At 53.4% G+C, this 24,837-nt stretch carries 19 protein-coding genes and 1 other RNA gene; 10 read left to right on the top strand and 10 right to left on the bottom strand.

Translation table 11 applies throughout. From position 1 onward, the window contains the following. Positions 1 to 1,368: a serine endoprotease DegQ gene (gene degQ / locus IV433_RS19985; RefSeq protein ID WP_195815658.1), complete on the bottom strand. Its 1,368-nt coding sequence runs from the start codon at positions 1,366 to 1,368 to the stop codon at positions 1 to 3. Positions 1,369 to 1,526: 158 nt separating this feature from the next. Beyond that, positions 1,527 to 1,928, bottom strand: a complete 402-nt coding sequence (zapG, locus tag IV433_RS19980) for a Z-ring associated protein ZapG (RefSeq protein WP_013577242.1) — start codon at positions 1,926 to 1,928, stop codon at positions 1,527 to 1,529. Between the two features lie 285 nt (positions 1,929 to 2,213). On the opposite strand from zapG, the gene zapE reads away from it, so the two are divergent. From zapE to sspB, 5 genes are all read left to right on the top strand, one after another. Then, positions 2,214 to 3,353, top strand: a complete 1,140-nt coding sequence (zapE, locus tag IV433_RS19975) for a cell division protein ZapE (protein WP_195815552.1) — start codon at positions 2,214 to 2,216, stop codon at positions 3,351 to 3,353. A 318-nt stretch (positions 3,354 to 3,671) separates the two neighbouring features. Next, complete coding sequence (gene rplM / locus IV433_RS19970; RefSeq protein ID WP_013577239.1) at positions 3,672 to 4,100, top strand: 50S ribosomal protein L13; 429 nt, start codon at positions 3,672 to 3,674, stop codon at positions 4,098 to 4,100. Between the two features lie 16 nt (positions 4,101 to 4,116). After that, positions 4,117 to 4,509, top strand: coding sequence for a 30S ribosomal protein S9 (gene rpsI, locus IV433_RS19965; protein WP_013577238.1), 393 nt, complete (start codon positions 4,117 to 4,119; stop codon positions 4,507 to 4,509). A gap of 334 nt (positions 4,510 to 4,843) precedes the next feature. Beyond that, entirely contained in the window at positions 4,844 to 5,485 is a 642-nt protein-coding gene (gene sspA, locus IV433_RS19960) for a stringent starvation protein SspA (RefSeq protein WP_104924272.1), read from the top strand. Positions 5,486 to 5,488: 3 nt separating this feature from the next. After that, complete coding sequence (gene sspB / locus IV433_RS19955; protein ID WP_195815553.1) at positions 5,489 to 5,983, top strand: ClpXP protease specificity-enhancing factor; 495 nt, start codon at positions 5,489 to 5,491, stop codon at positions 5,981 to 5,983. A 137-nt stretch (positions 5,984 to 6,120) separates the two neighbouring features. Here the strand turns inward: sspB and IV433_RS19950 are convergent, their stop codons facing one another. After that, positions 6,121 to 7,539, bottom strand: a complete 1,419-nt coding sequence (locus IV433_RS19950; RefSeq protein ID WP_195815554.1) for a glutamate synthase small subunit — start codon at positions 7,537 to 7,539, stop codon at positions 6,121 to 6,123. 9 nt (positions 7,540 to 7,548) lie between these two features. Continuing rightward, complete coding sequence (gene gltB, locus IV433_RS19945; protein WP_195815555.1) at positions 7,549 to 12,006, bottom strand: glutamate synthase large subunit; 4,458 nt, start codon at positions 12,004 to 12,006, stop codon at positions 7,549 to 7,551. A gap of 871 nt (positions 12,007 to 12,877) precedes the next feature. On the opposite strand from gltB, the gene arcB reads away from it, so the two are divergent. After that, the gene (arcB, locus tag IV433_RS19940; RefSeq protein ID WP_195815557.1) at positions 12,878 to 15,217 is read left to right on the top strand and encodes an aerobic respiration two-component sensor histidine kinase ArcB; all 2,340 of its coding nucleotides are present in this window, start codon (positions 12,878 to 12,880) and stop codon (positions 15,215 to 15,217) included. Positions 15,218 to 16,112: 895 nt separating this feature from the next. Continuing rightward, positions 16,113 to 16,835 carry a monofunctional biosynthetic peptidoglycan transglycosylase gene (gene mtgA, locus IV433_RS19935; protein WP_195815558.1) on the top strand — a complete coding sequence of 241 codons (723 nt, stop codon included), beginning with the start codon at positions 16,113 to 16,115 and terminating at the stop codon, positions 16,833 to 16,835. 64 nt (positions 16,836 to 16,899) lie between these two features. Here mtgA and dolP read toward each other — a convergent pair whose 3' ends face one another. From dolP to IV433_RS19915, 4 genes are all read right to left on the bottom strand, one after another. Beyond that, positions 16,900 to 17,475 (bottom strand): division/outer membrane stress-associated lipid-binding lipoprotein, encoded by a 576-nt coding sequence (gene dolP / locus IV433_RS19930; RefSeq protein ID WP_195815559.1) that lies wholly within the window; start codon positions 17,473 to 17,475, stop codon positions 16,900 to 16,902. 9 nt (positions 17,476 to 17,484) lie between these two features. Further along, positions 17,485 to 18,075 carry a DnaA initiator-associating protein DiaA gene (gene diaA / locus IV433_RS19925; protein WP_013577230.1) on the bottom strand — a complete coding sequence of 197 codons (591 nt, stop codon included), beginning with the start codon at positions 18,073 to 18,075 and terminating at the stop codon, positions 17,485 to 17,487. 30 nt (positions 18,076 to 18,105) lie between these two features. Further along, positions 18,106 to 18,474, bottom strand: a complete 369-nt coding sequence (locus IV433_RS19920; protein WP_195815560.1) for a YraN family protein — start codon at positions 18,472 to 18,474, stop codon at positions 18,106 to 18,108. Between the two features lie 66 nt (positions 18,475 to 18,540). Next, the gene (locus tag IV433_RS19915; RefSeq protein WP_195815561.1) at positions 18,541 to 20,568 is read right to left on the bottom strand and encodes a penicillin-binding protein activator; all 2,028 of its coding nucleotides are present in this window, start codon (positions 20,566 to 20,568) and stop codon (positions 18,541 to 18,543) included. A gap of 61 nt (positions 20,569 to 20,629) precedes the next feature. Here IV433_RS19915 and rsmI point away from each other — a divergent pair, with 61 nt between their 5' ends. Together rsmI and rnpB are read left to right on the top strand one after the other, a co-directional pair. Beyond that, a complete protein-coding gene (gene rsmI, locus IV433_RS19910; RefSeq protein WP_152327315.1) occupies positions 20,630 to 21,499 on the top strand; it encodes a 16S rRNA (cytidine(1402)-2'-O)-methyltransferase in 870 nt (289 codons plus the stop codon). Positions 21,500 to 21,524: 25 nt separating this feature from the next. Then, positions 21,525 to 21,903, top strand: an RNA gene (gene rnpB / locus IV433_RS19905) — RNase P RNA component class A. A gap of 76 nt (positions 21,904 to 21,979) precedes the next feature. Here rnpB and IV433_RS19900 read toward each other — a convergent pair. Next, positions 21,980 to 22,684: a pirin family protein gene (locus IV433_RS19900; RefSeq protein ID WP_195815562.1), complete on the bottom strand. Its 705-nt coding sequence runs from the start codon at positions 22,682 to 22,684 to the stop codon at positions 21,980 to 21,982. 110 nt (positions 22,685 to 22,794) lie between these two features. Here IV433_RS19900 and IV433_RS19895 point away from each other — a divergent pair, with 110 nt between their 5' ends. After that, positions 22,795 to 23,700 carry a LysR family transcriptional regulator gene (locus IV433_RS19895; protein ID WP_195815563.1) on the top strand — a complete coding sequence of 302 codons (906 nt, stop codon included), beginning with the start codon at positions 22,795 to 22,797 and terminating at the stop codon, positions 23,698 to 23,700. A gap of 52 nt (positions 23,701 to 23,752) precedes the next feature. On the opposite strand, the gene IV433_RS19890 is transcribed toward IV433_RS19895, so the two are convergent. Beyond that, the gene (locus IV433_RS19890; RefSeq protein ID WP_195815564.1) at positions 23,753 to 24,739 is read right to left on the bottom strand and encodes a glutathione S-transferase family protein; all 987 of its coding nucleotides are present in this window, start codon (positions 24,737 to 24,739) and stop codon (positions 23,753 to 23,755) included. Positions 24,740 to 24,837 lie beyond the last annotated feature (98 nt).

Below are 24,837 nucleotides of genomic sequence, written 5' to 3'. Positions count from 1 at the left end.
TTACGGCATGAATAAATAGATATTTTGACCTTTACGCAAAATACTCAGCGCGATCAGATCGGGTTTGCTTTCGAGGATTTTGCGGAATGCCGCCAGATTCTCGAGAGGCTCACGGTTTACGCCGATAATGACATCGTCTTTCTGAAGGCCGATCTGATCCGCTGGCGTGCCTTTTTTCACGTCATCGACATGAACGCCCTTGGTGTTCTTATCGGTCGGGTCACTCAGCGTGACACCCTGAAGTGCCGGATTGAGTTTCTCAATGCTGACTTCCACCGCCGGGCTTTTATCCAGCGTGACGCTGACGGTCATGGGTTTGCCGTCGCGCAATAAACCGATTTGCATGGTGACGCCCGGCCCCGCGGTTCCGACTTTCGCCCGCAATTCAGCGAAACTGCTCAGGGTTTTTCCTTGTAACGTCACCAGCACGTCACCGGATTTAATGCCCGCTTTCGACGCAGCAGAATCAGGCAGAACTTCGTTGACGAAAGCCCCGCGCTGGCTGTCCAGCTTAAATGCCTGAGCCAGTTCTGGAGTCATTTCGCTGCCACGGATCCCCAGCAGGCCGCGCTTCACTTCGCCGAATTCGATCAACTGATGGCTGAGATTTTTGGCCATGTTAACCGGAATGGCAAAACCGATACCGACGCTGCCGCCCTGAGAGGAAATAATGGCGGTGTTGATACCAATCAGTTCACCTTTCAGGTCAAGCAACGCGCCGCCGGAGTTACCGCGGTTTATCGAAGCATCGGTCTGGATAAAGTTTTCCAGCCCTTCAAGATTCAGACCACTGCGACCCAGCGCCGAAACAATGCCGGATGTAACGGTCTGGCCGAGGCCAAATGGGTTACCCACGGCAATCGCAAAATCGCCGACGCGGAGGTTATCGGAATCTGCCATCGCTATTTGGGTCAGATTTTTGGCATCAATCAGCTGGATCACGGCAATGTCTGACTGATCGTCTTTGCCGATCAGTTTGGCTTTGTATTCGCGACCATCGTTGAGCTGAACGCTGATTTTATCGGCGTTATTTACCACATGGTTGTTGGTGAGCACGTAGCCTTTTGCCGCATCAATAATCACACCGGAACCCAGCCCTTCGAAAGGCTGCGGCCCGGTATTCGGCTCAGGATCTTGCTGGCCGAAGAAGAATCTATATTCCGGAGGAACGTCCGCACTTGGCGGCTGCGTGCCGGAAACCTGAACGCCAACCACCGCGGGCAGCACTTTTTCAAGCACCGGAGCCAGGCTGGGCAGGGGCTGTCCCTGAACTTCCGTAGGTAAAGCAGCATTCGCCATAGGCGCAGAAGCGAAAGTTAATCCAAGGCTAACAGCTAACACACTGAGCAAAAATGACTTTTTCTTCATCACGATAACTCTCTCGCTTTCTGTAATGGACGTCAGTTATGGACAATAGAACAGTGATTCACAGCACGGGAAGGATCAGGTCAGGAGAACGGCACATGCAGGAGACATGCGCCGTTATAAGCACCGGTGCAGTGGACCGCACCGGTTAATGACGTCTGTTATTTACGAACAGGACGTTCGCCGCGCAACAGACCTGATGCGCCGTCAGAATAATCGCGTGGCATCTGAACCGGAACCTGATCGTTATCGGCTTCAGACCCTGTCAGACGGTAGTTGAACGGATTATCCTGCTCAGGCATATCCGGCAGCAGGTTGTTAGAGCTTTTGGCCATATGCTGATAAAGCTGGCGGTAATCAGTCGCCATGTTATCCAGCAACTCGGCGCTGCGGGCAAAGTGGCCCACCAGTTCCTGACGATATTCATCGAGTTCTGCTTTGCTTTTCTCCAGCTCGTTTTTCATGACTTGTTGATCACGTAATTTACGATTACCAAAGCGCATCGCCACCGCACCAATCGCGATACCGACCACTAATCCAATGAGTGCATACTCCCAGGTCATAATGACTCCTATTTTGACTTCGTTGTCCCGCAGGGCTTTTTCACGTAACTTTTATGACTTAACTTTTTTGGACAATGGTTTTAACGTAATTGTCACACGAATTCGTCATGCAATAGCTCCACTATAACCGTTAACCTTGTCAGAGTGGAATCCTGCCGGGAAAATCACTGCCACCTGTCGTTTTTTTCATACACAGACAGCAGGGAAATGCGGCGAACCCACGGCAAAAAAGCGGCTAAACAACGTGAAAAACTTAAAATTTTTTTCTCAGGGACGTTAACTACGATGCAACCCAAATCACCCCTTACCCTTTATCAGAGTGCAGTTGATGCCGGTGAGTTCCAGCCGGATGCCGTTCAGAAGCAGGCCGTCGCGCAGCTGGATGTTATTTATCAGGCGCTTTCCGCTCTCCCAGCGGCGGCGCCTGCCACGGCAGCACGCAGTGGCTTGCTGGGGCGCTTGTTCGGCAAAGCGCCGGTTAAAACGACCCAACGCCCGGTTCAGGGCCTTTATATGTGGGGCGGCGTCGGGCGCGGTAAAACCTGGCTGATGGATTTGTTTTTCCACAGTCTGCCCGGCGAACGCAAACTGCGCCTGCACTTCCACCGCTTTATGCAGCGTGTGCATGAAGAACTGACGCAGCTTCAGGGGCAGGAAGATCCGCTGGAAGTGATCGCGGATAAATTCAAAGCCGAAACAGATGTTCTGTGTTTCGACGAGTTTTTTGTTTCGGATATTACCGATGCGATGCTGCTGGCGACGCTGTTACAGGCGCTATTTGCGCGCGGTATCACGCTGATTGCGACGTCTAACATTCCGCCTGATCAGCTGTACCGAAACGGGTTGCAGCGCGCGCGTTTTCTGCCCGCTATCGATCTGATTAAAGAATACTGTGACGTGCTGAATGTGGATGCGGGCATTGATTATCGTTTGCGCACATTAACGCAGGCGAATTTGTGGCTGTCTCCGGCGGGCCCGGAAGCGACGGTGGCGATGCAAAGCATGCTGGGGAAACTGACCGGCAATCACAGCGGAGATTCCGGTGCTGAACCGGTCATGCTGGAAGTGAATCACCGGCCGTTGCAGGCGCTCGCAGCGGTAGACGGCGTACTGGCGGTAGAATTCCATACATTATGTGAAGAGGCGCGCAGCCAGCTCGACTATATTGCGCTGTCGAAAATCTATCACAGCGTATTGCTGCATAACGTTCCGGTAATGGCTGCTGACAGCGAGAATGCGGCTAGGCGTTTTCTGGCGCTGGTCGATGAGTTCTATGAACGTCATGTGAAACTGGTGATTTCAGCGGCAGTGCCGATGTTTGAGATTTATCAGGGCGAACGCCTGAAGTTTGAATATCAGCGCTGTCTCTCGCGTCTTCAGGAGATGCAAAGCGAGGAATACCTCATACGCCCACATCTGCCGTGATTTTAGGTTGGTTATTATTTGTTCGATATATGATATAAAAGCGTTTGTCATTTTTGCAAAGCGAACCCTTCGGGCGACTTGAGGGAAATCTTTCTTTTTGTCGAAAAAGGGTTCGATCTTTGCTGTGGACTTCTCTATAATCTTGCGACCCCACGTTACTACAAAGTTTTTTTCCCGAAACTTTATAAGTGCCAGCATTGGCTATTCGAAGGGGTAGGTTTGCTGGACGATGGTCGTGTGAACCTCAAATACTTATTTTATAAACAAGTAAGCGTTCGGGTGTTCGCCAACGTGTAACTTTAATTGGGTAAGCTTTTAATGAAAACTTTTACAGCTAAACCGGAAACCGTACAACGTGACTGGTTCGTAGTTGACGCTACCGGCAAGACCTTAGGTCGCCTGGCCACTGAACTGGCCCGCCGTCTGCGTGGCAAACATAAAGCGGAATACACTCCGCACGTTGATACTGGTGATTACATCATCGTTCTGAACGCAGAAAAAGTTGCTGTAACCGGCAACAAGCGTAACGACAAGATTTATTACCATCACACCGGCCACATCGGTGGTATCAAGCAAGCGACCTTTGAAGAGATGATCGCTCGCCGTCCTGAACGCGTGATCGAGCTCGCGGTTAAAGGCATGTTGCCAAAGGGCCCGTTGGGTCGTGCAATGTACCGTAAAATGAAAGTTTACGCGGGTAACGAGCACACTCATGCGGCGCAACAACCGCAAGTTCTTGACATTTAATTCGGGATTATAGGCAATGGCTGAAAATCAATACTACGGCACTGGTCGCCGCAAAAGCTCCGCCGCTCGTGTTTTCATCAAACCGGGTAGTGGTAACATCGTAATTAACCAGCGTAGCCTGGAACAGTACTTTGGTCGTGAAACTGCCCGCATGGTAGTTCGTCAACCACTGGAACTGGTCGACATGGTTGAGAAATTCGACCTGTACATCACCGTTAAAGGTGGTGGTATCTCCGGTCAAGCTGGTGCTATCCGTCACGGTATCACCCGTGCACTGATGGAATATGACGAAAATCTGCGTGGCGAACTGCGTAAAGCAGGCTTCGTAACTCGCGATGCTCGTCAGGTTGAACGTAAGAAAGTCGGTCTGCGTAAAGCACGTCGTCGTCCTCAGTTCTCCAAACGTTAATTTTCTGCTGCTTATGCAGCTCAGTGCTTCGGCACGAAAATCAGCGTCAAAAACCCGGTGTTTCACCGGGTTTTTTTATGCCCGCTATTCCGGTTTTTCCGAAGAAAAGATCTCCTGACACACAATTCACCATGAAATCGTCTCAGCGTCCCCCACAGCGTGCGTAAAATCTGGTAAACTATCACACACTTTTGTGCCTATTCGCCGAGCAGTTGACGTTGCCGCGCTTCCTGGCTGGGTTCGCCTTGCCAATGGTTGTCTATGAAACTACGGGACAAAAACTGCAGGCTGGCGATAACTCGCTGTAATATTCTAGATAAACTTGGAGGTTTTCATGGCTGTCGCTGCCAACAAACGTTCGGTAATGACGCTGTTTTCCGGCCCGACCGACATTTTTAGCCATCAAGTACGTATCGTACTGGCGGAGAAAGGTGTCAGTGTCGAGATCGAGCAGGTTGAGATGGATCACCTGCCGCAGGATCTTATTGACCTCAACCCTTATCGCACCGTGCCAACGCTGGTCGATCGTGAGCTGACGCTGTTCGAATCCCGCATCATCATGGAATATCTTGATGAGCGTTTCCCGCATCCACCACTGATGCCGGTTTATCCGGTTGCCCGTGGCGAGAGCCGTCTGATGATGCATCGCATCGAAAACGACTGGTATTCTCTGATGCGTCAAATCGAGCAAGGTTCTGCGACCGAAGCGGATGCCGCGCGTAAACAACTTCGCGAAGAGTTGCTGGCGATTGCGCCAATCTTCTCCTACATGCCTTACTTCAAAAGCGAAGAGTTCAGCCTGGTCGATTGCTACCTGGCTCCGCTGCTGTGGCGTTTGCCAGAACTGGGCATTGAGCTGTCAGGTGCCGGTTCTAAAGAGCTGAAAGGTTATATGACTCGCGTCTTTGAGCGTGATGCATTCCTGGCTTCCCTGACCGAACCCGAGCGCGAAATGCGTTTGCATACCCGAGGTTAAGGTATGGAGATGACCGACATGTCTCCGCGTCGCCCTTATCTGCTGCGGGCTTTTTATGACTGGTTGCTCGACAACCAGTTAACCCCGCATCTGGTGGTTGACGTGACGATGCCTGGTGTGATGGTGCCGATGGAGTTTGCGCGTGACGGACAAATTGTTCTGAACGTTGCGCCGCGCGCTGTCGGCAATCTCGAACTGGGCAACGACGATGTACGCTTCAATGCACGTTTTGGTGGCGTACCGCGTAACGTTTTTGTACCGATTGCCGCCGTTCTGGCAATTTATGCCCGTGAAAACGGTGCCGGTACCATGTTCGAGCCTGAACCTGCTTACGAAGCCGAAGGCGCTTTTGATGGCGATCTGAGTGCGGAAGAGCCCTCAGAGCCGACCATGTCAGTCATTGATGGCGATTTGCCCGATGTGGCTGAAGAAGATCCGGATGATGAGCCGCCGGCTCCGCCACGCGGTGGTCGCCCGGCACTGCGCGTTGTGAAATAACACCGCGCTTGTCATGTTGTCCGGCTAAAACCCTGCGTTGCTACGCGGGGTTTTTTATTGCCTGAATTTAGCGACGGGCATCACCGTACCCCATAAAAAAGGCCGCTTTCGCGGCCTTCGTGAAGGGCAAAATGAAATTACACTTCGAGGTAATTCATGATGCCTTCTGCGGCCTTACGGCCTTCGGCAATCGCCGTTACCACCAGATCAGAACCGCGAACCGCATCGCCACCGGCGAAGATTTTCGGGTTGCTGGTCTGGAAAGCGTTATCGCTGCCTTCCGGTGCCACAATGCGTCCGGATGAATCGAGTTCTACGTCGTGCGACGCCAGCCATTCCATTTTGTGAGGCCGGAAACCAAACGCCATCACCACGGCATCAGCTTCCATCACATGCTCGGAACCGGCCACGATTTCTGCACGGCGACGGCCGGCAGCATCTGGCGCACCGAGTTCAGTGCGGGCCATCCGCACGCCACACACGCGGCCAGAATCGTTCAGTTCGATGCTCAGCGGTTGCAGGTTGAATTTGAAATCAACGCCTTCTTCGCGGGCATTCTTCACTTCACGGCGTGAGCCAGGCATGTTCTCTTCGTCACGGCGATACGCACAGGTCACATGCGTTGCGCCCTGACGGATTGAAGTACGCACACAGTCCATCGCGGTGTCACCACCGCCCAGAACCACAACGCGTTTCTTATCCATCGTGACGTAAGGCTCTTCCTGGCTGTCGTCGTAGCCCATCAGCTGTTTGGTGTTAGCGATGAGGAACGGCAGGGCGTCGTAAACACCCGGCGCATCTTCGTTCTGTAAGCCACCGCGCATTGACTGATAAGTTCCGACGCCGAGGAAGACAGAATCATATTCTGCCAGCAGGGCTTCCATCGTGATGTCTTTGCCGACTTCCGTATTGAGCTGGAACTCGATACCCATCTCGGTGAAGATTTCACGACGCTTGGTCATCACTGATTTTTCCAGCTTGAAGGCCGGAATACCGAATGTCAGCAAGCCACCGATTTCCGGGTGACGATCGTAAACCACTGCTTTCACGCCGTTACGGGTCAGCACGTCAGCACAGGCTAAGCCTGCCGGACCTGCGCCGATAATTGCCACACGCTTACCGGTCGGGTGTACGTGAGACATATCCGGACGCCAGCCCATCTCGATCGCTTTATCGTTGATGTAGCGCTCGATGTTACCGATAGTCACCGCGCCGAATTCATCATTCAGCGTGCAGGAACCTTCGCAGAGCCGGTCCTGCGGACAAACGCGTCCGCAAACTTCCGGCAGGCTGTTGGTCTGATGCGCAAGATCTGCCGCTTCCATGATGCGGCCTTCGTTTGCCAGCTTCAGCCAGTTCGGAATGTAGTTATGTACCGGACATTTCCATTCGCAGTAGGGGTTGCCACAAGACAGGCAGCGGTCTGCCTGCGATGCAGCCTGAGTTGCTGAGAACGGCTCGTAAATTTCCACAAACTCAATTTTACGGATCTTCAGCGCTTTTTTAGGCGGATCAACACGCTGTAAGTCGACAAATTGATAAACGTTTTGACTCATCTTAACCTCTTACTGCGCTTGTACCCGCAGCTCAGCTGCGGAACGACTACGGTGACCCAACAATGCTTTGACATCACTGGACTTCGGTTTTACCAGGGCAAATTTAGGCGCCCATTCCGGCCAGTTCGCCAAAATCTCTTCACCACGGGTCGATGCGGTCAACTGTACGTGTTCGATGATCAAACCGCGCAGATGCTCTTCATGGATAGCCAGATCGGCCACTTCCAGGACTTCAACCAGTTCCGGGTTAACGCGTTTGCGGAATTCGCCATCTTCATCAAGAACGTAAGCGAAACCACCGGTCATACCTGCACCAAAGTTAACGCCGGTACGACCCAGAACACACACGATACCACCGGTCATGTATTCACAACCGTTATCGCCGATGCCTTCAACCACGGTGATAGCACCGGAGTTACGTACGGCGAAACGCTCGCCCGCACGGCCGGCCGCGAACATCTTGCCGCCGGTTGCGCCGTAAAGGCAGGTGTTGCCGATAATGCTGGCTTCGTGGCTGCGGAACGCTGAACCGATTGGTGGACGAATCGCAATACGGCCACCGGCCATGCCTTTGCCCACGTAGTCGTTCGCGTCGCCGGTCAGCATTAAATCTACGCCGCCTGCGTTCCAGACGCCGAAGCTCTGGCCTGCGGTGCCGTTGAAGTTAATACGCACCGGATCTGCCGCCATACCCTGATCGCCATGCTTTTCAGCAATCGCGCCGGACAATGTCGCACCGACTGAACGGTCAGTGTTGCGGATATCGAAGTAGAACGCTTTGCTCTGCTTAGAATCGATATGTGGCGCAGCCTGCTCCAGAATGTCTTTGTTGAGCTGGCCTTTGTCGAACGCCGGGTTGCCTTCAGTGCAGTACACCGCTTTGCCTTCGTGCGGCGTCGCGGTTGCCAGCATCGCAGACAGATCCAGATTGTTTTGTTTCGCGGTGAAGCCATTGAGTTCGGTGAGCAGATCGGTACGACCAATCAGATCCACCAACTGGCTGACTCCCAGTTCGGCCATGATTTCACGGGTTTCCTGCGTGATGAACTTGAAGTAGTTCGTCACGCGCTCTGGCAGGCCGTGATAATGGTTACGACGCAGTTTGTCGTCCTGAGTTGCCACGCCTGTTGCGCAGTTATTCAGGTGACAAATACGCAGGTATTTACAACCCAGCGCCACCATCGGGCCGGTACCGAAACCGAAGCTTTCAGCGCCAAGGATTGCTGCTTTGATGATGTCCAGACCGGTTTTCAGGCCGCCATCCACTTGTAAGCGAATCTTGTGGCGAAGGCCGTTAGCCACCAACGCCTGTTGTGTTTCCACCAGACCCAGTTCCCACGGACAGCCCGCGTATTTGACCGATGACAGCGGGCTTGCGCCTGTACCGCCGTCGTAACCTGCTATGGTGATCAGGTCTGCATACGCTTTTGCCACGCCGACCGCGATGGTGCCCACGCCCGGTTCTGAAACCAGTTTCACCGAAATCATTGCTTTCGGGTTGACCTGTTTCAGGTCGAAGATCAGCTGTGCCAGATCTTCGATGGAATAAATATCGTGGTGCGGTGGTGGAGAAATCAGGGTCACGCCCGGCACGGAATAACGCAGCTTCGCGATGTACGGCGTCACTTTATCACCCGGCAACTGGCCGCCTTCGCCTGGTTTTGCACCCTGCGCCACTTTGATCTGAATTACGTCAGCATTCACCAGATACGCTGGCGTAACACCGAAACGACCCGATGCGACCTGCTTGATGCGTGACACTTTATTGGTGCCGTAACGCGCAGGATCTTCGCCGCCTTCGCCGGAGTTAGAACGTCCGCCGATGCTGTTCATTGCTTCGGCCAGAGACTCATGCGCTTCCGGGCTTAACGCACCGATAGACATTGCCGCGGTATCGAAACGGGTAAACAGACCTTCTGCCGGTTCTACCTGATCAACCGGAATCGGCTGGCCTTTCGGCGTGACTTTCAGCAAGTCGCGCAAGGTTGCTACCGGACGCTCGTTCACCAGTTTTGCGTAGACTTTATAGTCGTCGTAATCGCCGCTGTTCACTGCGGTTTGCAGCGTGGTGACGACGTCAGGGTTGTACGCGTGATATTCGCCGCCGTGGACAAATTTCAGCAGACCGCCCTGATCCAATGTTTTGCGTTTCAGCCAGGCGCGTTTGGACAGGTTCAGCAGATCCTGTTCAAAGTCGCTGTAACCGGCACCGCCGATGCGGCTGACCACGCCGTTGAAGCAGGAGTTGCACAAATCTTTCGCCAGGCCGACGGCTTCAAACAGTTTCGAACAACGGTAAGAGGCGACGGTGGAAATGCCCATTTTGGACATGATTTTGTACAGACCTTTGTTGATGCCGTTACGGTAGTTCAGCATCACTTCACGGTATTTTTTCTCAATGACCTGCGAATCCACAAGCTTGGCCAGCGTTTCGTAGGCCAGATATGGATAAACCGCGGTCGCACCGAAGCCGATCAGCACGGCAAAGTGGTGCGGGTCGCGTGCGCTGGCGGTTTCAACAATGATGTTGGCGTCGCAGCGCAGGCTTTTTTCAACCAGACGCAACTGCAACGCGCCGACGGCCATTGGCGCAGGCAGCGGCAAGCGGTTTGGCGCAATGTTGCGGTCAGACAGCACCAGCAGAACCGCGCCGTTACGCACTTTCTGTTCGCCTTCGTCACAGAGCTTCCGGACGAACTGCTCCATATTCTGCTCGGTCGGATCGTAAGTCAGATCCAGCGTTTCCGCGCGATAGTGTTTGCTGTCGAGCGTGGTGAGCTGTTTGAAATCAGACCACAGCAGGATTGGCGATTTGAAGCTCAGACGGTGCGCCTGACCTTCAGCTTCGCAAAATACGTTCATCTCGCGGCCAATGCTGGTCGCCAGAGACATCACGTGCGCTTCACGCAGCGGGTCGATTGGCGGGTTGGTCACCTGCGCAAACTGCTGGCGGAAGTAGTCATACACGATGCGCGGACGGCTGGATAGCACGGCAAATGGCGTATCGTCGCCCATTGAACCGACGGCTTCCTGACCGTTCTCACCCAACACGCGGATGATCTGATCTAATTCTTCGCTGCTGTAGCCAAACTGTTTCTGGAAGGTTTCCAGCGTGCTGTCATCGAGCTCCCGACTGCCGACCTGATCTTCAGCCAGATCTTCAAACGGCACCAGACGCTGAACGTTTTTCTCCATCCATTGCTTATAGGGGTGGCGGCCTTTCAGGTCGTTATCGGTTTCTGCCGAGTGGTGGATTTTACCGCTGCGGGTATCGATCACCATCAGTTCGCCCGGGCCAACGCGGCCTTTCTCAACGACTTCATCAGGCTGGTAATCCCAGATCCCGACTTCTGACGCGCAGGTGATCAGCTTGTCTTTGGTGATGACATAACGCGCCGGACGCAAACCGTTACGGTCGAGGTTACAGGCGGCGTAGCGGCCATCTGACATCACGATACCGGCCGGGCCATCCCACGGCTCCATGTGCATGGAGTTAAAGTCAAAGAACGCGCGTAAATCGTCGTCCATATCCGGATTCTGCTGCCAGGCTGGCGGAACCAGCAAACGCATGGCGCGCAGCAAATCCATACCGCCGGCCAGGAACAGTTCCAGCATGTTGTCCAGCGAACTGGAGTCCGAACCGGTTTCATTCACGAACGGTGAGGCATCTTGCAGATCGGGGATCAGCGGCGTTTTGAATTTATACGCACGGGCGCGGGCCCACTGGCGGTTACCGGTGATGGTGTTGATTTCGCCGTTGTGCGCCAGATAGCGGAAAGGCTGAGCCAGTTGCCAGCGCGGTACGGTGTTGGTCGAGAAACGCTGGTGGAACAGGCAAATTGCTGATTCCAGGCGCAGGTCGGCCAGATCTAAATAGAAGCGTGGCAGATCCGCAGGCATACACAGGCCTTTGTAGATCGTAACCACGTTGGAGAAACTGCACACATAGAAGTCTTTATCCTGAATGCGTTTCTCAATACGGCGGCGCGCCATATACAGACGGCGTTCCATGTCACGCGGACGCCAGCCGGCGGGCGCGTTAACAAAAATTTGTTCGATGCGGGGCAGGGAGGAAAGCGCGATTTCACCGAGTACGTCCGGGTTAGTCGGAACGTCACGCCAGCCCACCACGGACAGCGTCTCGTTTTGCAACTCTTCTTCAACAATGCGACGGCTCGCCTCAGCTTCTTTTTCATCTTTGCTGAGGAACAGCATGCCGACGGCATAGTTTTTCGCCAGGCGCCAGCCGCGCTCTTCGGCAATCATGCGGAAGAAGCGGTCAGGTTTTTGTAAATGCAGGCCGCAACCGTCGCCGGTCTTGCCGTCAGCAAGGATCGCGCCACGGTGTTGCATACGGGCCAGTGCGTGGATCGCGGTACGCACGACCTTATGGCTAGGTTCGCCTTCTATATGGGCGATCAGGCCGAAACCACAGTTGTCCCTCTCTTGGGATTTATCGTACAACATAACGTGAACCTCCCCAGGCTCTGCGAGACTCTCACACCAACCGCGAGCGGACTTATTCACAGAGCGGACCCGCAATTTCGCGCACTCTTGCGGTGCGTTAATTGCCCGGGCATCTCCGTCAAAGGCCTCTCGTGATGGTTCTCACAAGTGGTGGTTGACTTGTTTTAATGAGGGAGTCTTCAATTACTGCATAAATATGACGAGTTGCTCACCCGTCGAGATTGCTTCCAGCGGACTCCCAACTTAGCGAGAAAGCACAAGGAGGTCAAATGGCGAATTAACTTATATTAAAAGTGATATAAAGACATTTAATTATTTGAAATATAAATGATTTATGGTGTTTTTAATGGCGTAATGTCGGTGGGGTAATGCGTGTAAAGTGTGAGCTGACTCACTATGGGAAAAGCTTCATATCTCCGAACCGTGCTGGCAGGTCCGTAATTCCCAGTATTTTATACTGGAAAACACTGCGGGCATGCGGTTTGTCACTGTTTTTAACCTGACAGTAATAATGTACTAATCGGCTCTTCGTAATAAGAATTATTTATACTGACGTGAATGATTTTATTTGCAGTAATAATGAATAATTATGCCTGCGCGGAGTGCGCCGACTGAGAATGAATTCGGAGAGTATAAGGAAAAGATGTTTGCTGCGCGGCAGTTGGCAAAGCCTGTGACGAAATTAAGCCGGCCGATATTAATAATATCACGGCGTAAATTAGTCAATAACTCTGCCCTTATTTCCTGCATTGCACCATGACAAGCCCCCGCAAGGTGCATCTCACAAACTTCACGTTCTATCTTGCCCGCAGACTCACCACAGCGAGGTTTTGCGGTATGATTCACGCGACTTCGTTTTAAGGGAACCGTTATGAAGCAAATCCGGGTTTTAGCGCAGTATTATGTCGATCTGATGGTCAAGCTGGGGCTGGTGAGATTTTCACTGCTGCTGGCGTCCGCGCTGGTGGTGCTGGCGATGATTGTCCAGATGGCGGTGACCATGCTCCTGCGCGGGCAGGTTGAAAGTATCGACGTGGTTCGCTCCATCTTCTTTGGTTTGCTGATTACGCCCTGGGCGGTGTATTTCCTGTCGGTGGTCGTTGAGCAGCTTGAGGAATCACGCCAGCGTTTAGCGCGTCTGGTGGATAAGCTCGAAGAAATGCGCCACCGCGATCTCGAACTGAACCAGCAGCTTAAGGACAATATCACGCAGCTGAATCAGGAAATCGCCGACCGTGTGAAAGCCGAAGAGGCGCGTCTTGCGGTGGTCGACAAGCTGAAGCTTGAAATGCATCACCGCGAACAGGCGCAAATCGAACTCAGCCAGCAATCGGCGCTGTTGCGCTCATTCCTCGATGCTTCCCCGGACCTGGTTTACTACCGCAATGAAGATAAAGAATTTTCGGGCTGTAACCGTGCGATGGAATTACTGACCGGTAAAAGCGAAAAACAGCTGATCGGCCTCACGCCAAATGATGTGTATACCCCGGACATCGCCGAAAAAGTGGTGGAAACCGATGAGAAAGTCTTCCGCCACAACGTTTCCCTGACTTACGAACAATGGCTGGTCTATCCGGACGGGCGTAAAGCCTGCTTCGAACTGCGCAAAGTGCCGTTCTACGATCGCATTGGCAAACGGCATGGTCTGATGGGCTTTGGCCGCGATATCACCGAGCGTAAGCGTTATCAGGACGCGTTAGAGAACGCCAGCAGGGAAAAGACCACTTTCATCTCTACGATCAGCCACGAGCTGCGTACGCCGCTTAACGGCATCGTCGGGCTGAGCCGCATTCTGCTGGACACCGAACTCGACAAAGAACAGCACAGTTATCTGAAAACCATTCACGTCAGCGCCATCACGCTCGGGAATATCTTCAACGACATTATCGAAATGGACAAAATCGAGCGCCGCAAAGTGCAGCTCGACAATCAGCCGGTGGATTTCACCGAGTTCCTGTCCGATCTCGAAAACCTCTCCGGCCTTCTGGCACAACCGAAAGGCCTGAAATTCGTTATGGATCCGGATTTACCGCTGCCGCGCAGTATCACGACGGACGGCACGCGTTTACGCCAAATCCTGTGGAACCTGATTGGTAACGCCGTCAAATTCACCCGCGAAGGTGAGATTGTGCTGAGCGTCCATTACGAAGCCAACGACATGCTGCGTTTTGTCGTCCGCGATTCCGGCATGGGCATCCCGCAGGACGAGCAGGACAAAATTTTCGCCATGTATTATCAGGTGAAAGATCAGAACGGCGGCAAACCGGCGACAGGAACCGGTATCGGGCTGGCCGTTTCAAAACGTCTGGCGCAAACCATGGGCGGCGATATCACCGTCAGCAGCGAACCGGGTAAGGGTTCCTGCTTCACGCTGACCGTACGCGCGCCAACGCTCGATGCGCCGGTCGCCGAAGTGGATGAAGAAGAGGATATGCCGCTGCCCGCGCTGCACGTGCTGCTGGTGGAAGATATCGAGCTGAACGTGATTGTGGCGCGTTCGGTGCTGGAGAAGCTCGGGAACAGCGTGGAAGTGGCGATGAACGGTCACGACGCGCTGGAGATGTTCGATCCGGACGAATTTGACCTCGTCCTGCTCGATATTCAGCTGCCGGACATGACCGGGCTGGATATCGCCCGCAAACTGCGTACCGACTATGCAGGCAAACATCTGCCGCCGCTGATTGCGCTGACCGCCAACGTTCTCAAAGATAAGAAAGAGTATCTCGACGCCGGAATGGACGATGTGCTGAGTAAGCCGCTGTCCGTCTCTGCGCTGACCGCCATGATCCAGCAGTTCTGGGATCACCAGCCTGAAGTTTCAGTAATGGAAAAGGAACCTGTCGAAATGAAAAACAGCGAAACGTTGCTTGATACCGCCATGCTTGAACAGTACATCGATCTGGTCGGGCCGAAACTGATTTATCAGAGCGCTGATATGTTCGAAAAAATGATGCCGGGCTATCTCGCGGTGCTGGATTCCAACATGACCGCACGCGATCAGAAAGGGATTGCGGAAGAAGGCCACAAAATCAAGGGAGCGGCGGGTTCCGTAGGGCTTAAGCACCTGCAACAACTGGCGCAACAAATTCAGACGCCGACGTTGCCTGCGTGGTGGGATAACGTTCAGGAATGGATTGATGAGCTTAAAGCGGAATGGCGTCATGACATACAGGTGTTACGTGACTGGACGGCAAACGCTGAAAAAAAATAACCCCAGCCGAAGCCGGGGTGCGCGAATACTGCGCCAACACCAGGGAAAGAGGTAACCCACGATAGTTATAAGGGTTCGGTTTTCGCAGGTCTTGGAATTCAGTCTTAAAGTCTAATACATCCTGTAGCAATCAACATAACAAATATAAGCAGGACTGTTACAACATTCATTAAAAACTGTGATGTAGATTAGTCTTTGTCTATACAAAACATCAAGTCTTTATCGCAGGATTTTTGACAGAATACAAATGAAGCCTGTTGATGTTGTACCGGTGTCATGCAATTTTGCTTATGGAAGTGAACAATGTCATGCCATTTTGCTGCTTGTTTCGCCGTTAATTTAACCTGAAAACCGGCGTTGGAATGGCTGCATTCACTGCCAAGTGCCTGTTATTCATCATTTATGCGATTATTGCGTTGTCTTCAGTATTTTGATTTCGATCCATTTTTAAGAATTGTGATGAGTGAAAAAATTTCACTTAGGATGATCAGGTTTTTATCGGGTTAAGTCGCCAGTCTGCAGGCAGTTTTCTGCCATTTTTTACTGTGCGATTTGACTTAGTCAGCGCCACGGCAAACCGGTAAATGGTGAAAATTCGTTCACTTTTGGCATTTTCATTCATTAGCATTGTTAATGTTTATTTATTGGATTTATTCACAAATAATTTACATGCTGTCTTTAAATACCCGATGAATGAAAAACTGGAAATGCCCACTACAATGACGGAACCCCTTGATGCCAGTGATCAAAACGCAATTTTGAAATGGAGTTTTTAAGGATGAGTTACGCTTTTTCGCACAATTGTTAGCAGGATTGTGGAGCATTTCGCTAGCCCGCATTATCGGGTCTCCGTTGGGATTGATTAGATGGTCAGATGTGTTGTGGAAACCGCAGAATGAAGAAATTTGCTGGAAAGGGCATTTGTGGAAAACCGGTATTATGGCTGAAACGTGCCGTAATACTGTTGCTTGGCTTATGGGTTGCGGGCATCGTACTTTTCGCTTTTTTACCCGTTCCTTTCTCCGCCGTGATGGTCGAACGTCAGGTTTCCGCCTGGCTCACCGGTGATTTCGGGTATGTGGCGCATTCCGACTGGGTGCCGATGAGCGAAATTTCTGCGCCAATGGCGCTGGCGGTGATGGCCGCGGAAGATCAAAAATTCCCCGAGCATTGGGGCTTTGATGTGGATGCCATCCAGTCGGTTCTGGATAAAGACGGCGGAAAAATGCGCGGAGCATCTACGCTTTCCCAGCAGACGGCTAAAAATCTCTTTCTGTGGGATGGCCGCAGTTGGGTGAGAAAAGGGCTGGAAGCGGGTCTGACCGTGGGGATTGAAACGGTCTGGACGAAACGCCGGATCCTGACGGTTTACCTGAACATTGTTGAGTTTGGCGACGGTGTGTTTGGCGTCGAGCAGGCCTCACAGCATTTCTTCCATAAACCCGCCAGCCGCCTGACGGCTTCGCAGGCCGCATTGCTGGCCGCCGTATTGCCGAATCCTCACCTGTTTAAAGTCAACGCACCGTCGGCCTACGTGCTGCGTCGTCAGCAGTGGATCCTGAGGCAAATGAGCCAGCTCGGTGGGGAATCTTTCCTGCAAGAGCATAAGCTGCATTAATTCATGCGGTTTCAGGACGTAAAAAAGGACAGCCTGAGCTGTCCTTTTGCTTTAACTGACTGAATTATTTAACGTAAGTAAACGCTGTCGTCACGTGTTTCACGCCACTGACACCGGCAGCAATCCCCGCCGCGGATTTACCTTCTTCCTGCGTGACCAGGCCGAGCAGGAACACTTCGCCATTCTCGGTCGTCACTTTGACGTTGGAAGATTTAACGGAATCGCTGGTCAGCAACTGAGAGCGAACTTTCGTGGTGATCCACGTATCCACAGAGGCCGTGCCCATGCTGACCGGTTTGCCGGTGCGGATCTCGTTATACACTTCCGTTGCGCCCTCTACGCCCATCGCAATTTGTTTCGCACGGGAGGCCATATCAGCAGACGGCGCCTGACCGGTTAACAGGACTTTGCCCTGATACGCGGTGGCGACAACACGGGCTTCATCTTTCAGTTGTTTATCTTTGCTTATCGCGTTGGAAACACGAGCTTCCAGCGTGCTGTCATCAACCTGAGTGCCCACAGTGCGCGGGTCAGTAGTGGTTTTGGTTGCGACACCGGCTGCACCAACAACCGCAGCAGCAACACAGCCTTGTAACAGAAGGGCGCTTAACAATACAGCTAAGAGAGGGCTCGCCTTCATTGGATCTCCTTAATCGTCCTGGTGTGGGAACAGCGTATTATCTATCAGGTCACAGAGGCAGTTTACTGTGAGCATATGCATTTCCTGAATGCGGGCGCTGCGATGGGAGGGAATACGGATCTCAACATCGTGAGGCCCCAGTAAGCCCGCCAGTTCGCCGCCGTCATAACCCGTCAATGCGACAATCGTCATATCGCGGGTGACCGCTGCTTCAACGGCTTTGACAATATCACGGCTGTTGCCGCGGGTAGAAATCGCCAGCAAAACATCGCCAGCCTGACCTAAAGCGCGCACCTGTTTGGCATAGATTTCTTCGTGCAGACGGTCATTAGCAATCGCCGTCAGAACAATATTGTCTGCACATAGTGAGATTGCAGGAAGGCTCGGACGTTCAGTTTCAAAACGATTAATCAGACTAGCGGAAAAATGCTGCGCATTTGCCGCAGAGGTGCCGTTACCGCAGCATAGGATTTTGTTGCCGTTGAGCAGCGATTGCACCAGCGTCATCGCGGCACGTGAAATCGCGTCAGGCAAGGCTTCAGCCGCTGCAATCTGGGTTTGGATACTTTCGGTAAAGCAGACTTTGATTCTATCCAGCACGGGTTTTCGTCCAGTCAGTCGTCGTAATATTTATTCCGCATTGAACGCATCGGGCAGCCATTCTAACTGGCTGCCGGTGATGGCTAAAACATCAAAACGGCAAGGTGATGTGTCAAAGCTTGCGTTATGGCTTGCAAGCCAGAAAGATGCCGCGCGTAACAAGCGCTGTTGTTTTTGACGCGTTACGCTGGCCGCAGCGCCGCCAAAATTTGCATTGCGCCGGTAGCGAACTTCAACAAACACCCAGGTTTGCTGGTCACGCATGATCAGGTCAATTTCACCTGCACGACAGGCCACATTGGCCGCCACAAAGGTTAATCCGGCTCTTTCAAGATAGCGTCGCGCGTAAGCTTCGTATTCGGCTCCGCACGACCGCGTTTTTGACAAAAATTTTATCATCAGTACGTCCTTGTACTTATTTCGTGCGGAGAATTCCGGTTTCTCTGCGCAAGTGAACCGCGTTTCTTATGAAGAAACCGGAACCAGCGAACCCTGACGGTATTGCAGCCACGGCAGTTTGCGATGGATCACGCAGTTTTCATTGGCACTTAAATCACCGGTACTGCCGGAGACCTGGAAGCCAGGCAGCGTCCGCATTTGTGAGAAGTGATTTGCCAGACTCCAGGCATCAATCCCCATCGCATACAAACGAACCAGCGAGTAATCGTTGCCGAATTTCGCTGCGGCCTGCTGCATCAGCGCAGGGTTGGAACCCGCCAGTAAAGGAATGTCGCTAAATTCCACGCCTTCCATTTCCAGACGATAGTCCGGGCCCGCTCCCGCCTGATAGCTGCGTGAACTTGCGTAGACAGACGGATGAGAACGGCCACTAACCGCCAGATCCAGCATCGGTTTAATCAGCGTGAGTTCGCTCTGAGTCGCTACGACGTAAACGGAATCCACCGCACCGCCAGTGCTGCCTTGCGTAATCTGCGCATCGGTTGGCGGAGCCGGAATGGTAATACCCCCAATCGTGACACCCTGCGCTTGCGCCGGAACTGCACTGTTGCTTGCGGTAACCGGCGTACCGGTCAGGCGGATGCCGCTGCCAATAGATGAACGTAATTCACCGGCAGAGCCCAGCCCTTGTTTCAGGACAGTTTGTCCGCCCAGTTTCTGCCATTCATTGGCAAATGCCTGTGCAATACGGTCACCGAAGGCACCGCGTGGGACCAGCAACAGTGGCGAACGTTTCTGTTCTGCCCACATGTGGCGGGCGGCGTCCTGCGCTTCGTCTTCCGGCGAGAGCGCAAAGTAACAGATATTCGCACTGTTTTTCTCAGTTTCTGGCTGATTGAGCGCTAAAACATTCAGAGGCGTCTGGGTGTTACCCAGCTCATTCACCTGATCTTTCAGCAATGGCCCGACCACCAGCGTGGCGCCATCCTGCTGTGCCTGCGTCAGTAACGCCGCCAGAGGCTGACCGTTGGTATCATAAACTTTTACCTGCGCATTGCTGCTGGCAACCGGCGCAACGTCAGGCGCTGGCGCAGGCTGTACTGGTGCGGTTTGTGGCTGCGCAGTGGCATCCGGAGCGGACGTGCTGACCGCCGCATTCGGATCAACCGGCGTTGTCTGCGCTTGTGCGTTAGGATCGGCTGGCGTTGCCGGTTGTGATGCGGCCTGGCTGACCTGGCCGTTCATCGCCGCATTGAAGCCCTGCTGAATAGCATTGCCGTAAACCTGTGCAGGCCCGCTCATTGGCAGGAACAGCGCGATTTTACCGGTAGACGCAGGCTGGAAAGTCAGCACGTTATTCAGCTGTGTCGGCAGGTTTTTGGCCGCCGGATTGACCGGATAACGGCGCTGCCAGTCTTTGATACCGGCTTTCAGTAAATCCGGATCCTGTTTGTTGCTCTGCCAGACACTCAGCAAATCCAGCCAGCCTTGCAGGGTATTTTCATCCGCGTTAATCACGATGCTGTTAACGTCCTGCGCAGACATTTGCGTCAGCGCGGTCCAGGTTTCATCAATGTTCGTCTGATGAAGCTGGCCCTGCAACAGCGGTTCCTGCGCGATGTAAGCACGGATCAGCCCCAGACTGGTACGGCCCTGGCTGGCATCGATTTGCGCCTGATAGTAACGGGCTTTCTGGTCATTGTTCAGTTTGGCCGGGTCGACCTGGCTCAGACTGGTTGCCGCTGCCGGATAATTCTTCTGGGCAACCTGAACTTCTGCACTGGTCAGCTGCTGTTCAACTGTTTGTGCTGCGGTCAGATTTTGCGGCACTTTGGCGAGTTGTTCGGCGGCCTGAGGCACTTTGCCTTCACGTATCAGGGCACGGACTGCAAGCAATTGCCAGTCAGCCTTGTTATCATCACCGCTTTGTTGTGCCTGCTGCAGATAATAATCAGAGCTGCCGGACGCTGCACCCTGGACACTTTCAGTCGGTGCCTGCGGCGCCTGACCGGAACAGCTGGCGAGAAGCATAGCCACGATGATGGCAGGGAGTAAACGTCCCGAACGGGTACGAAAAGTCATTGAGGAAGGCATTCAGTTTCCAGTGATGTTTTTTCAAGATGCTCAATATTAAATCGGCAATCCGGATGAAACAATGAATCAAGACGATCAAGCAGATATTTCTGCCTCAACGCTGTATATCGTACCGACGCCAATTGGCAATTTAGGGGATATTACCCAACGCGCGCTGGCCGTACTCAACAGTGTAGATTTGATTGCCGCAGAAGACACCCGCCATACCGGATTGCTGCTGCAACACTTCGCGATCAGCGCCAAAATGTTCCCGCTGCATGACCACAACGAACAGCAGAAAGCCGAGCATTTACTGGCGAAATTGCAGGAAGGCCAGACTATCGCGCTGGTTTCTGATGCCGGTACGCCGCTGATTAACGATCCGGGTTATCACCTCGTGCGCCGCTGTCGTGAAGCGGGCATACGTGTCGTGCCTTTGCCGGGGGCATGTGCTGCCATTACCGCATTGTGCGCCGCCGGTTTGCCCTCCGACCGTTTCTGTTACGAGGGATTTCTGCCTGCCAAAACCAAATCCCGTAAAGACACTTTGCTGGCGCTGATCGAAGAGCCGCGCACGCTGATCTTCTATGAATCCACGCATCGTCTGATCGACAGTTTGCAGGATATGGTCGAAGTCTGGGGGCCGCAGCGTTATGTGGTGCTGGCGCGCGAACTGACCAAAACCTGGGAAAACATTCACGGCGCGCCGGTCGGCGAACTGCTTGCATGGGTGCAGGAAGTGGAAACCCGTCGTCGTGGCGAAATGGTGCTGATTGTGGAAGGCCATAAAGTCGATGTGGAAGCGTTGCCCGCTGAGGCCCTGCGTACGCTGGCGCTGCTGCAAAAAGAGTTACCGTTGAAAAAGGCCGCCGCGCTGGCCGCAGAAATCCACGGCGTGAAGAAGAACGCGTTGTATAAATACGCGCTTGATGAGCAAGAGGGTGACAAATAGGGCGTAATACCCTATTATCCGCCGCGGAGTTGACCAGACAGTCGCCGCTTCACTGCCGTCCCTTTCGGGGGAGACAGGTGGAGGGGAGGAAAGTCCGGGCTCCATAGGGCAGGGTGCCAGGTAACGCCTGGGAAGCGCGAGCTTACGACAAGTGCAACAGAGAGCAAACCGCCGATGGCCCACGCAAGTGGGATCAGGTAAGGGTGAAAGGGTGCGGTAAGAGCGCACCGCGCGGCTGGCAACAGTTCGTGGCAAGGTAAACTCCACCCGGAGCAAGGCCAAATAGGGGTTCACATGGTACGGCCCGTACTGAACCCGGGTAGGCTGCTTGAGCCAGTGAGCGATTGCTGGCCTAGACGAATGACTGTCCACGACAGAACCCGGCTTAACGGTCAACTCCCTCGTCAAAAGAAAGCCCGCGCAGGAAACTGCGCGGGCTTTCGCCTTTCTGTTATCCGTAAAATCCGTTAACCGCGAATGTTAAACCGGCATGTCGATCAGCAAAGCGCGTAACGGCGTGCTGGCAGAAACGGTCAGGCTGTTTTCCTGATGAATAAACGCCCCGTCGCCGCAGGCCAGTTTTTGTGATTCGTGGCTGACCGCGCCCAGCGCATCAACTTGCCCGTGAATCGATTGCAGATACGCCCGCGGGCCGCGAATTGGCAGGGAAATCTGTTCACCCGGTTTTAAATCCAGATGATGTATCCAGACATTTTGCCGCAATTGCAGGCTGCCGTTTTCGCCGTCCGGTGATGCCAGCAGGAAATGTTTTGCATCCGGCAGCGTCATTTTCTGGGTTAGCGGATTTTCATGCTCGGGGCAGGCATCCAGCCATAACTGCATGCGCGTCAGCGGCTGGTTCGCGCGGGTATTCAGCTCGCTGTAACTGACGTTTGCCTGCGTGGAAAGCAGCGCCGCTTCACCGGCTTCGACCCTCACGCTGTTACCTTCGCTGTCGCGGTATTCCGCCGAGCCCTGCAAAACCAGATTCAGAACATCAACGCGCGGATAAGTCCGTGGCTGGAAACTCGCACCCGGCGCCAGCACTTCCTGATTCAGGACGCGCAGCGACGCATAGCCCATCAGCTTCGGATCAAAGTAATGTCCAAAGGAGAAAGTGTAACGTGCCTGCAGCCAACCAAAGTCAGCGGTGCCGCACTCTTTTGCCGTTCTGCTGGTGATCATGGCGGTCGCCTCTCTTAAAAATTTCGATGTATAAATGGTAAGCGTCTGGACGTGTGATTGTTAGCCAGTTAATCTGGTCGCTATATTCAAATTTCCTGACAGAGAAAAGAATGGCTAAGGATCGCGCACTCACACTGGAAGCATTACGGGTCATGGATGCGATTGACCGCAGAGGAAGTTTTGCCGCCGCCGCTGATGAGCTGGGCCGCGTCCCGTCTGCATTGAGCTACACCATGCAAAAGCTGGAGGAAGAGCTGGACGTGGTGTTGTTTGACCGTTCAGGTCATCGGACAAAATTCACCAATGTGGGCCGGATGCTGCTTGAGCGTGGCCGTGTGCTGCTCGAAGCCGCCGACAAACTGACCGTCGATGCCGAAGCGCTGGCACGTGGCTGGGAAACCCACATCACGATCGTTTGCGAAGCCTTATCCCCGGCTGCGCAGTTATTCCCGCTGATTGAAAAGCTGGCGCTGAAAGCCAGCACCCAGGTTTCGCTGATTACCGAAGTGCTGGCGGGGGCGTGGGAGCGTCTTGAGCAGGGGCGTGCGGATATTGTCATCGCCCCCGATATGCATTTCCGTTCCTCGACAGAAATTAACAGCCGCAAACTTTACAAGCTGGTCAGCGTTTACGTGGCTGCGCCGGATCATCCGATTCATCTGGAAGCCGAGCCGCTTTCTGAAGTCAGTCGGGTGAAATACCGCGGGATTGCGGTGGCGGATACGGCGCGTGAGCGCCCGGTGCTCACCGTGCAGTTGCTCGATAAGCAACAACGTCTGACGGTCAGTACCATCGAAGAAAAACGCAAAGCGCTGCTGGCCGGATTGGGCGTCGCGACGATGCCTTATCCGATGGTTGAACAGGATATTGCCGAAGGGCGTTTGCGGGTGGTCAGTGCAGAATATAACCGTGAAACCGACATCATTATGGCGTGGCGTCGCGACAGCATGGGCGAGGCAAAAGCCTGGTTCCTGCGCGAAATTCCACGGTTGCTGGCGACGCGCGAAGCGAAGTGAATCAACGTGACGGGCATTCTTCCCCTTTCAGAAAGGAAGAATGCCCGAGCGATTAGCTGAAGCGGGTATCGCGGCCGTGCGGTGAATCTAAATCCTGCGCCGGCCCGGTAGAGATAATTCCGTAAGGGTTAATCGTGGCGTGGCTGCGGTAATAGTGATTGCGGATATGCGCAAAATCCACGGTTTCACGAATTCCCGGCATCTGGTAAATATCGCGCAGGAAACCGTACAGATTCGGATAATCGCTGATGCGGTGACGGTCGCATTTGAAATGCGTGACGTAGACCGGATCAAAGCGAACCAGCGTGGTCCACAGACGAAGATCGGCTTCGGTGAGCTTGTTGCCCGTCAGATAACGGTGTTTACCCAGTAATTTCTCAGCGCGTTCCAGCGCATCAAACACGCCATTTACCGCTTCGTCGTATGCGTCCTGAGAGGTCGCAAAACCGGCTTTATACACGCCGTTGTTAATCTGCGGATAGACCCACTCATTAATCGCGTCGATCTCAGTGCGCAGGTTTTGCGGGTAATAATCGCCCGCTTTCGCCCCGGTTGCATCAAAAGCACTGTTGAACATACGGATGATGTCTGAAGATTCGTTGCTGACAATCGTCTGCTGCTTTTTGTCCCAGAGGATCGGCACGGTCACGCGGCCTGTGTAATCATTCTGCGCACGCAGATAGATTTCATACGCATAATTCAGGTGATACAAATCATCGCCGGTAGCGGCCGGGAAATCGGTTCCGAACGTCCAGCCGTGTTCCAGCATCAGCGGATGTACGACGGAAACAGGGATAATGTCTTCGAGCCCTTTCAGGGCGCGCATCAGCAGTGTCCGGTGTGCCCACGGACAGGCCAGTGAAACATAAAGATGATAGCGGTCGCGCTCAGCGGTAAAACCGCCGACGCCGTGCTCGCCCGGTGCGCCATCAGGTGTGATCCAGTTACGGAACTGCGCCGCAGAACGTTTGAAATGACCGCCGGTAGATTTGGTGTCATACCAGGTGTCCTGCCATTTGCCTTCGACCAGTTGTCCCATGATATTTTCCTTACTGTCAGTGATCTTTCAGAATTAAAAAGGGCGAGGTGATTAATCACATCGCCCTGCAGGTGCTTTTTATTGTCTTATTTAATTAT

It is taken from the genome of Rahnella laticis (genome assembly GCF_015644585.1).
In the GTDB taxonomy this organism is placed as follows: domain Bacteria; phylum Pseudomonadota; class Gammaproteobacteria; order Enterobacterales; family Enterobacteriaceae; genus Rahnella; species Rahnella laticis.
The sequence above is the reverse complement of the archived record's forward strand: the minus strand, read 5'-3'. Positions and strand labels throughout refer to the sequence as shown.

Bases quoted from the DNA above. Each gene is read 5' to 3' on its own strand.
- sspB (WP_195815553.1), top strand. From the start codon at position 5,489: ATGGAGATGACCGACATGTCTCCGCGTCGCCCTTATCTGCTGCGGGCT.
- rsmI (WP_152327315.1), top strand. From the start codon at position 20,630: ATGAATCAAGACGATCAAGCAGATATTTCTGCCTCAACGCTGTATATC.
- gltB (WP_195815555.1), bottom strand. From the start codon at position 12,006: ATGTTGTACGATAAATCCCAAGAGAGGGACAACTGTGGTTTCGGCCTG.
- IV433_RS19890 (WP_195815564.1), bottom strand. From the start codon at position 24,739: ATGGGACAACTGGTCGAAGGCAAATGGCAGGACACCTGGTATGACACC.
- sspA (WP_104924272.1), top strand. From the start codon at position 4,844: ATGGCTGTCGCTGCCAACAAACGTTCGGTAATGACGCTGTTTTCCGGC.
- IV433_RS19915 (WP_195815561.1), bottom strand. From the start codon at position 20,568: ATGCCTTCCTCAATGACTTTTCGTACCCGTTCGGGACGTTTACTCCCT.
- rplM (WP_013577239.1), top strand. From the start codon at position 3,672: ATGAAAACTTTTACAGCTAAACCGGAAACCGTACAACGTGACTGGTTC.
- IV433_RS19950 (WP_195815554.1), bottom strand. From the start codon at position 7,539: ATGAGTCAAAACGTTTATCAATTTGTCGACTTACAGCGTGTTGATCCG.
- zapG (WP_013577242.1), bottom strand. From the start codon at position 1,928: ATGACCTGGGAGTATGCACTCATTGGATTAGTGGTCGGTATCGCGATT.
- zapE (WP_195815552.1), top strand. From the start codon at position 2,214: ATGCAACCCAAATCACCCCTTACCCTTTATCAGAGTGCAGTTGATGCC.
- IV433_RS19920 (WP_195815560.1), bottom strand. From the start codon at position 18,474: ATGATAAAATTTTTGTCAAAAACGCGGTCGTGCGGAGCCGAATACGAA.
- dolP (WP_195815559.1), bottom strand. From the start codon at position 17,475: ATGAAGGCGAGCCCTCTCTTAGCTGTATTGTTAAGCGCCCTTCTGTTA.
- degQ (WP_195815658.1), bottom strand. From the start codon at position 1,368: ATGAAGAAAAAGTCATTTTTGCTCAGTGTGTTAGCTGTTAGCCTTGGA.
- IV433_RS19895 (WP_195815563.1), top strand. From the start codon at position 22,795: ATGGCTAAGGATCGCGCACTCACACTGGAAGCATTACGGGTCATGGAT.
- IV433_RS19900 (WP_195815562.1), bottom strand. From the start codon at position 22,684: ATGATCACCAGCAGAACGGCAAAAGAGTGCGGCACCGCTGACTTTGGT.
- mtgA (WP_195815558.1), top strand. From the start codon at position 16,113: ATGAAGAAATTTGCTGGAAAGGGCATTTGTGGAAAACCGGTATTATGG.
- arcB (WP_195815557.1), top strand. From the start codon at position 12,878: ATGAAGCAAATCCGGGTTTTAGCGCAGTATTATGTCGATCTGATGGTC.
- rpsI (WP_013577238.1), top strand. From the start codon at position 4,117: ATGGCTGAAAATCAATACTACGGCACTGGTCGCCGCAAAAGCTCCGCC.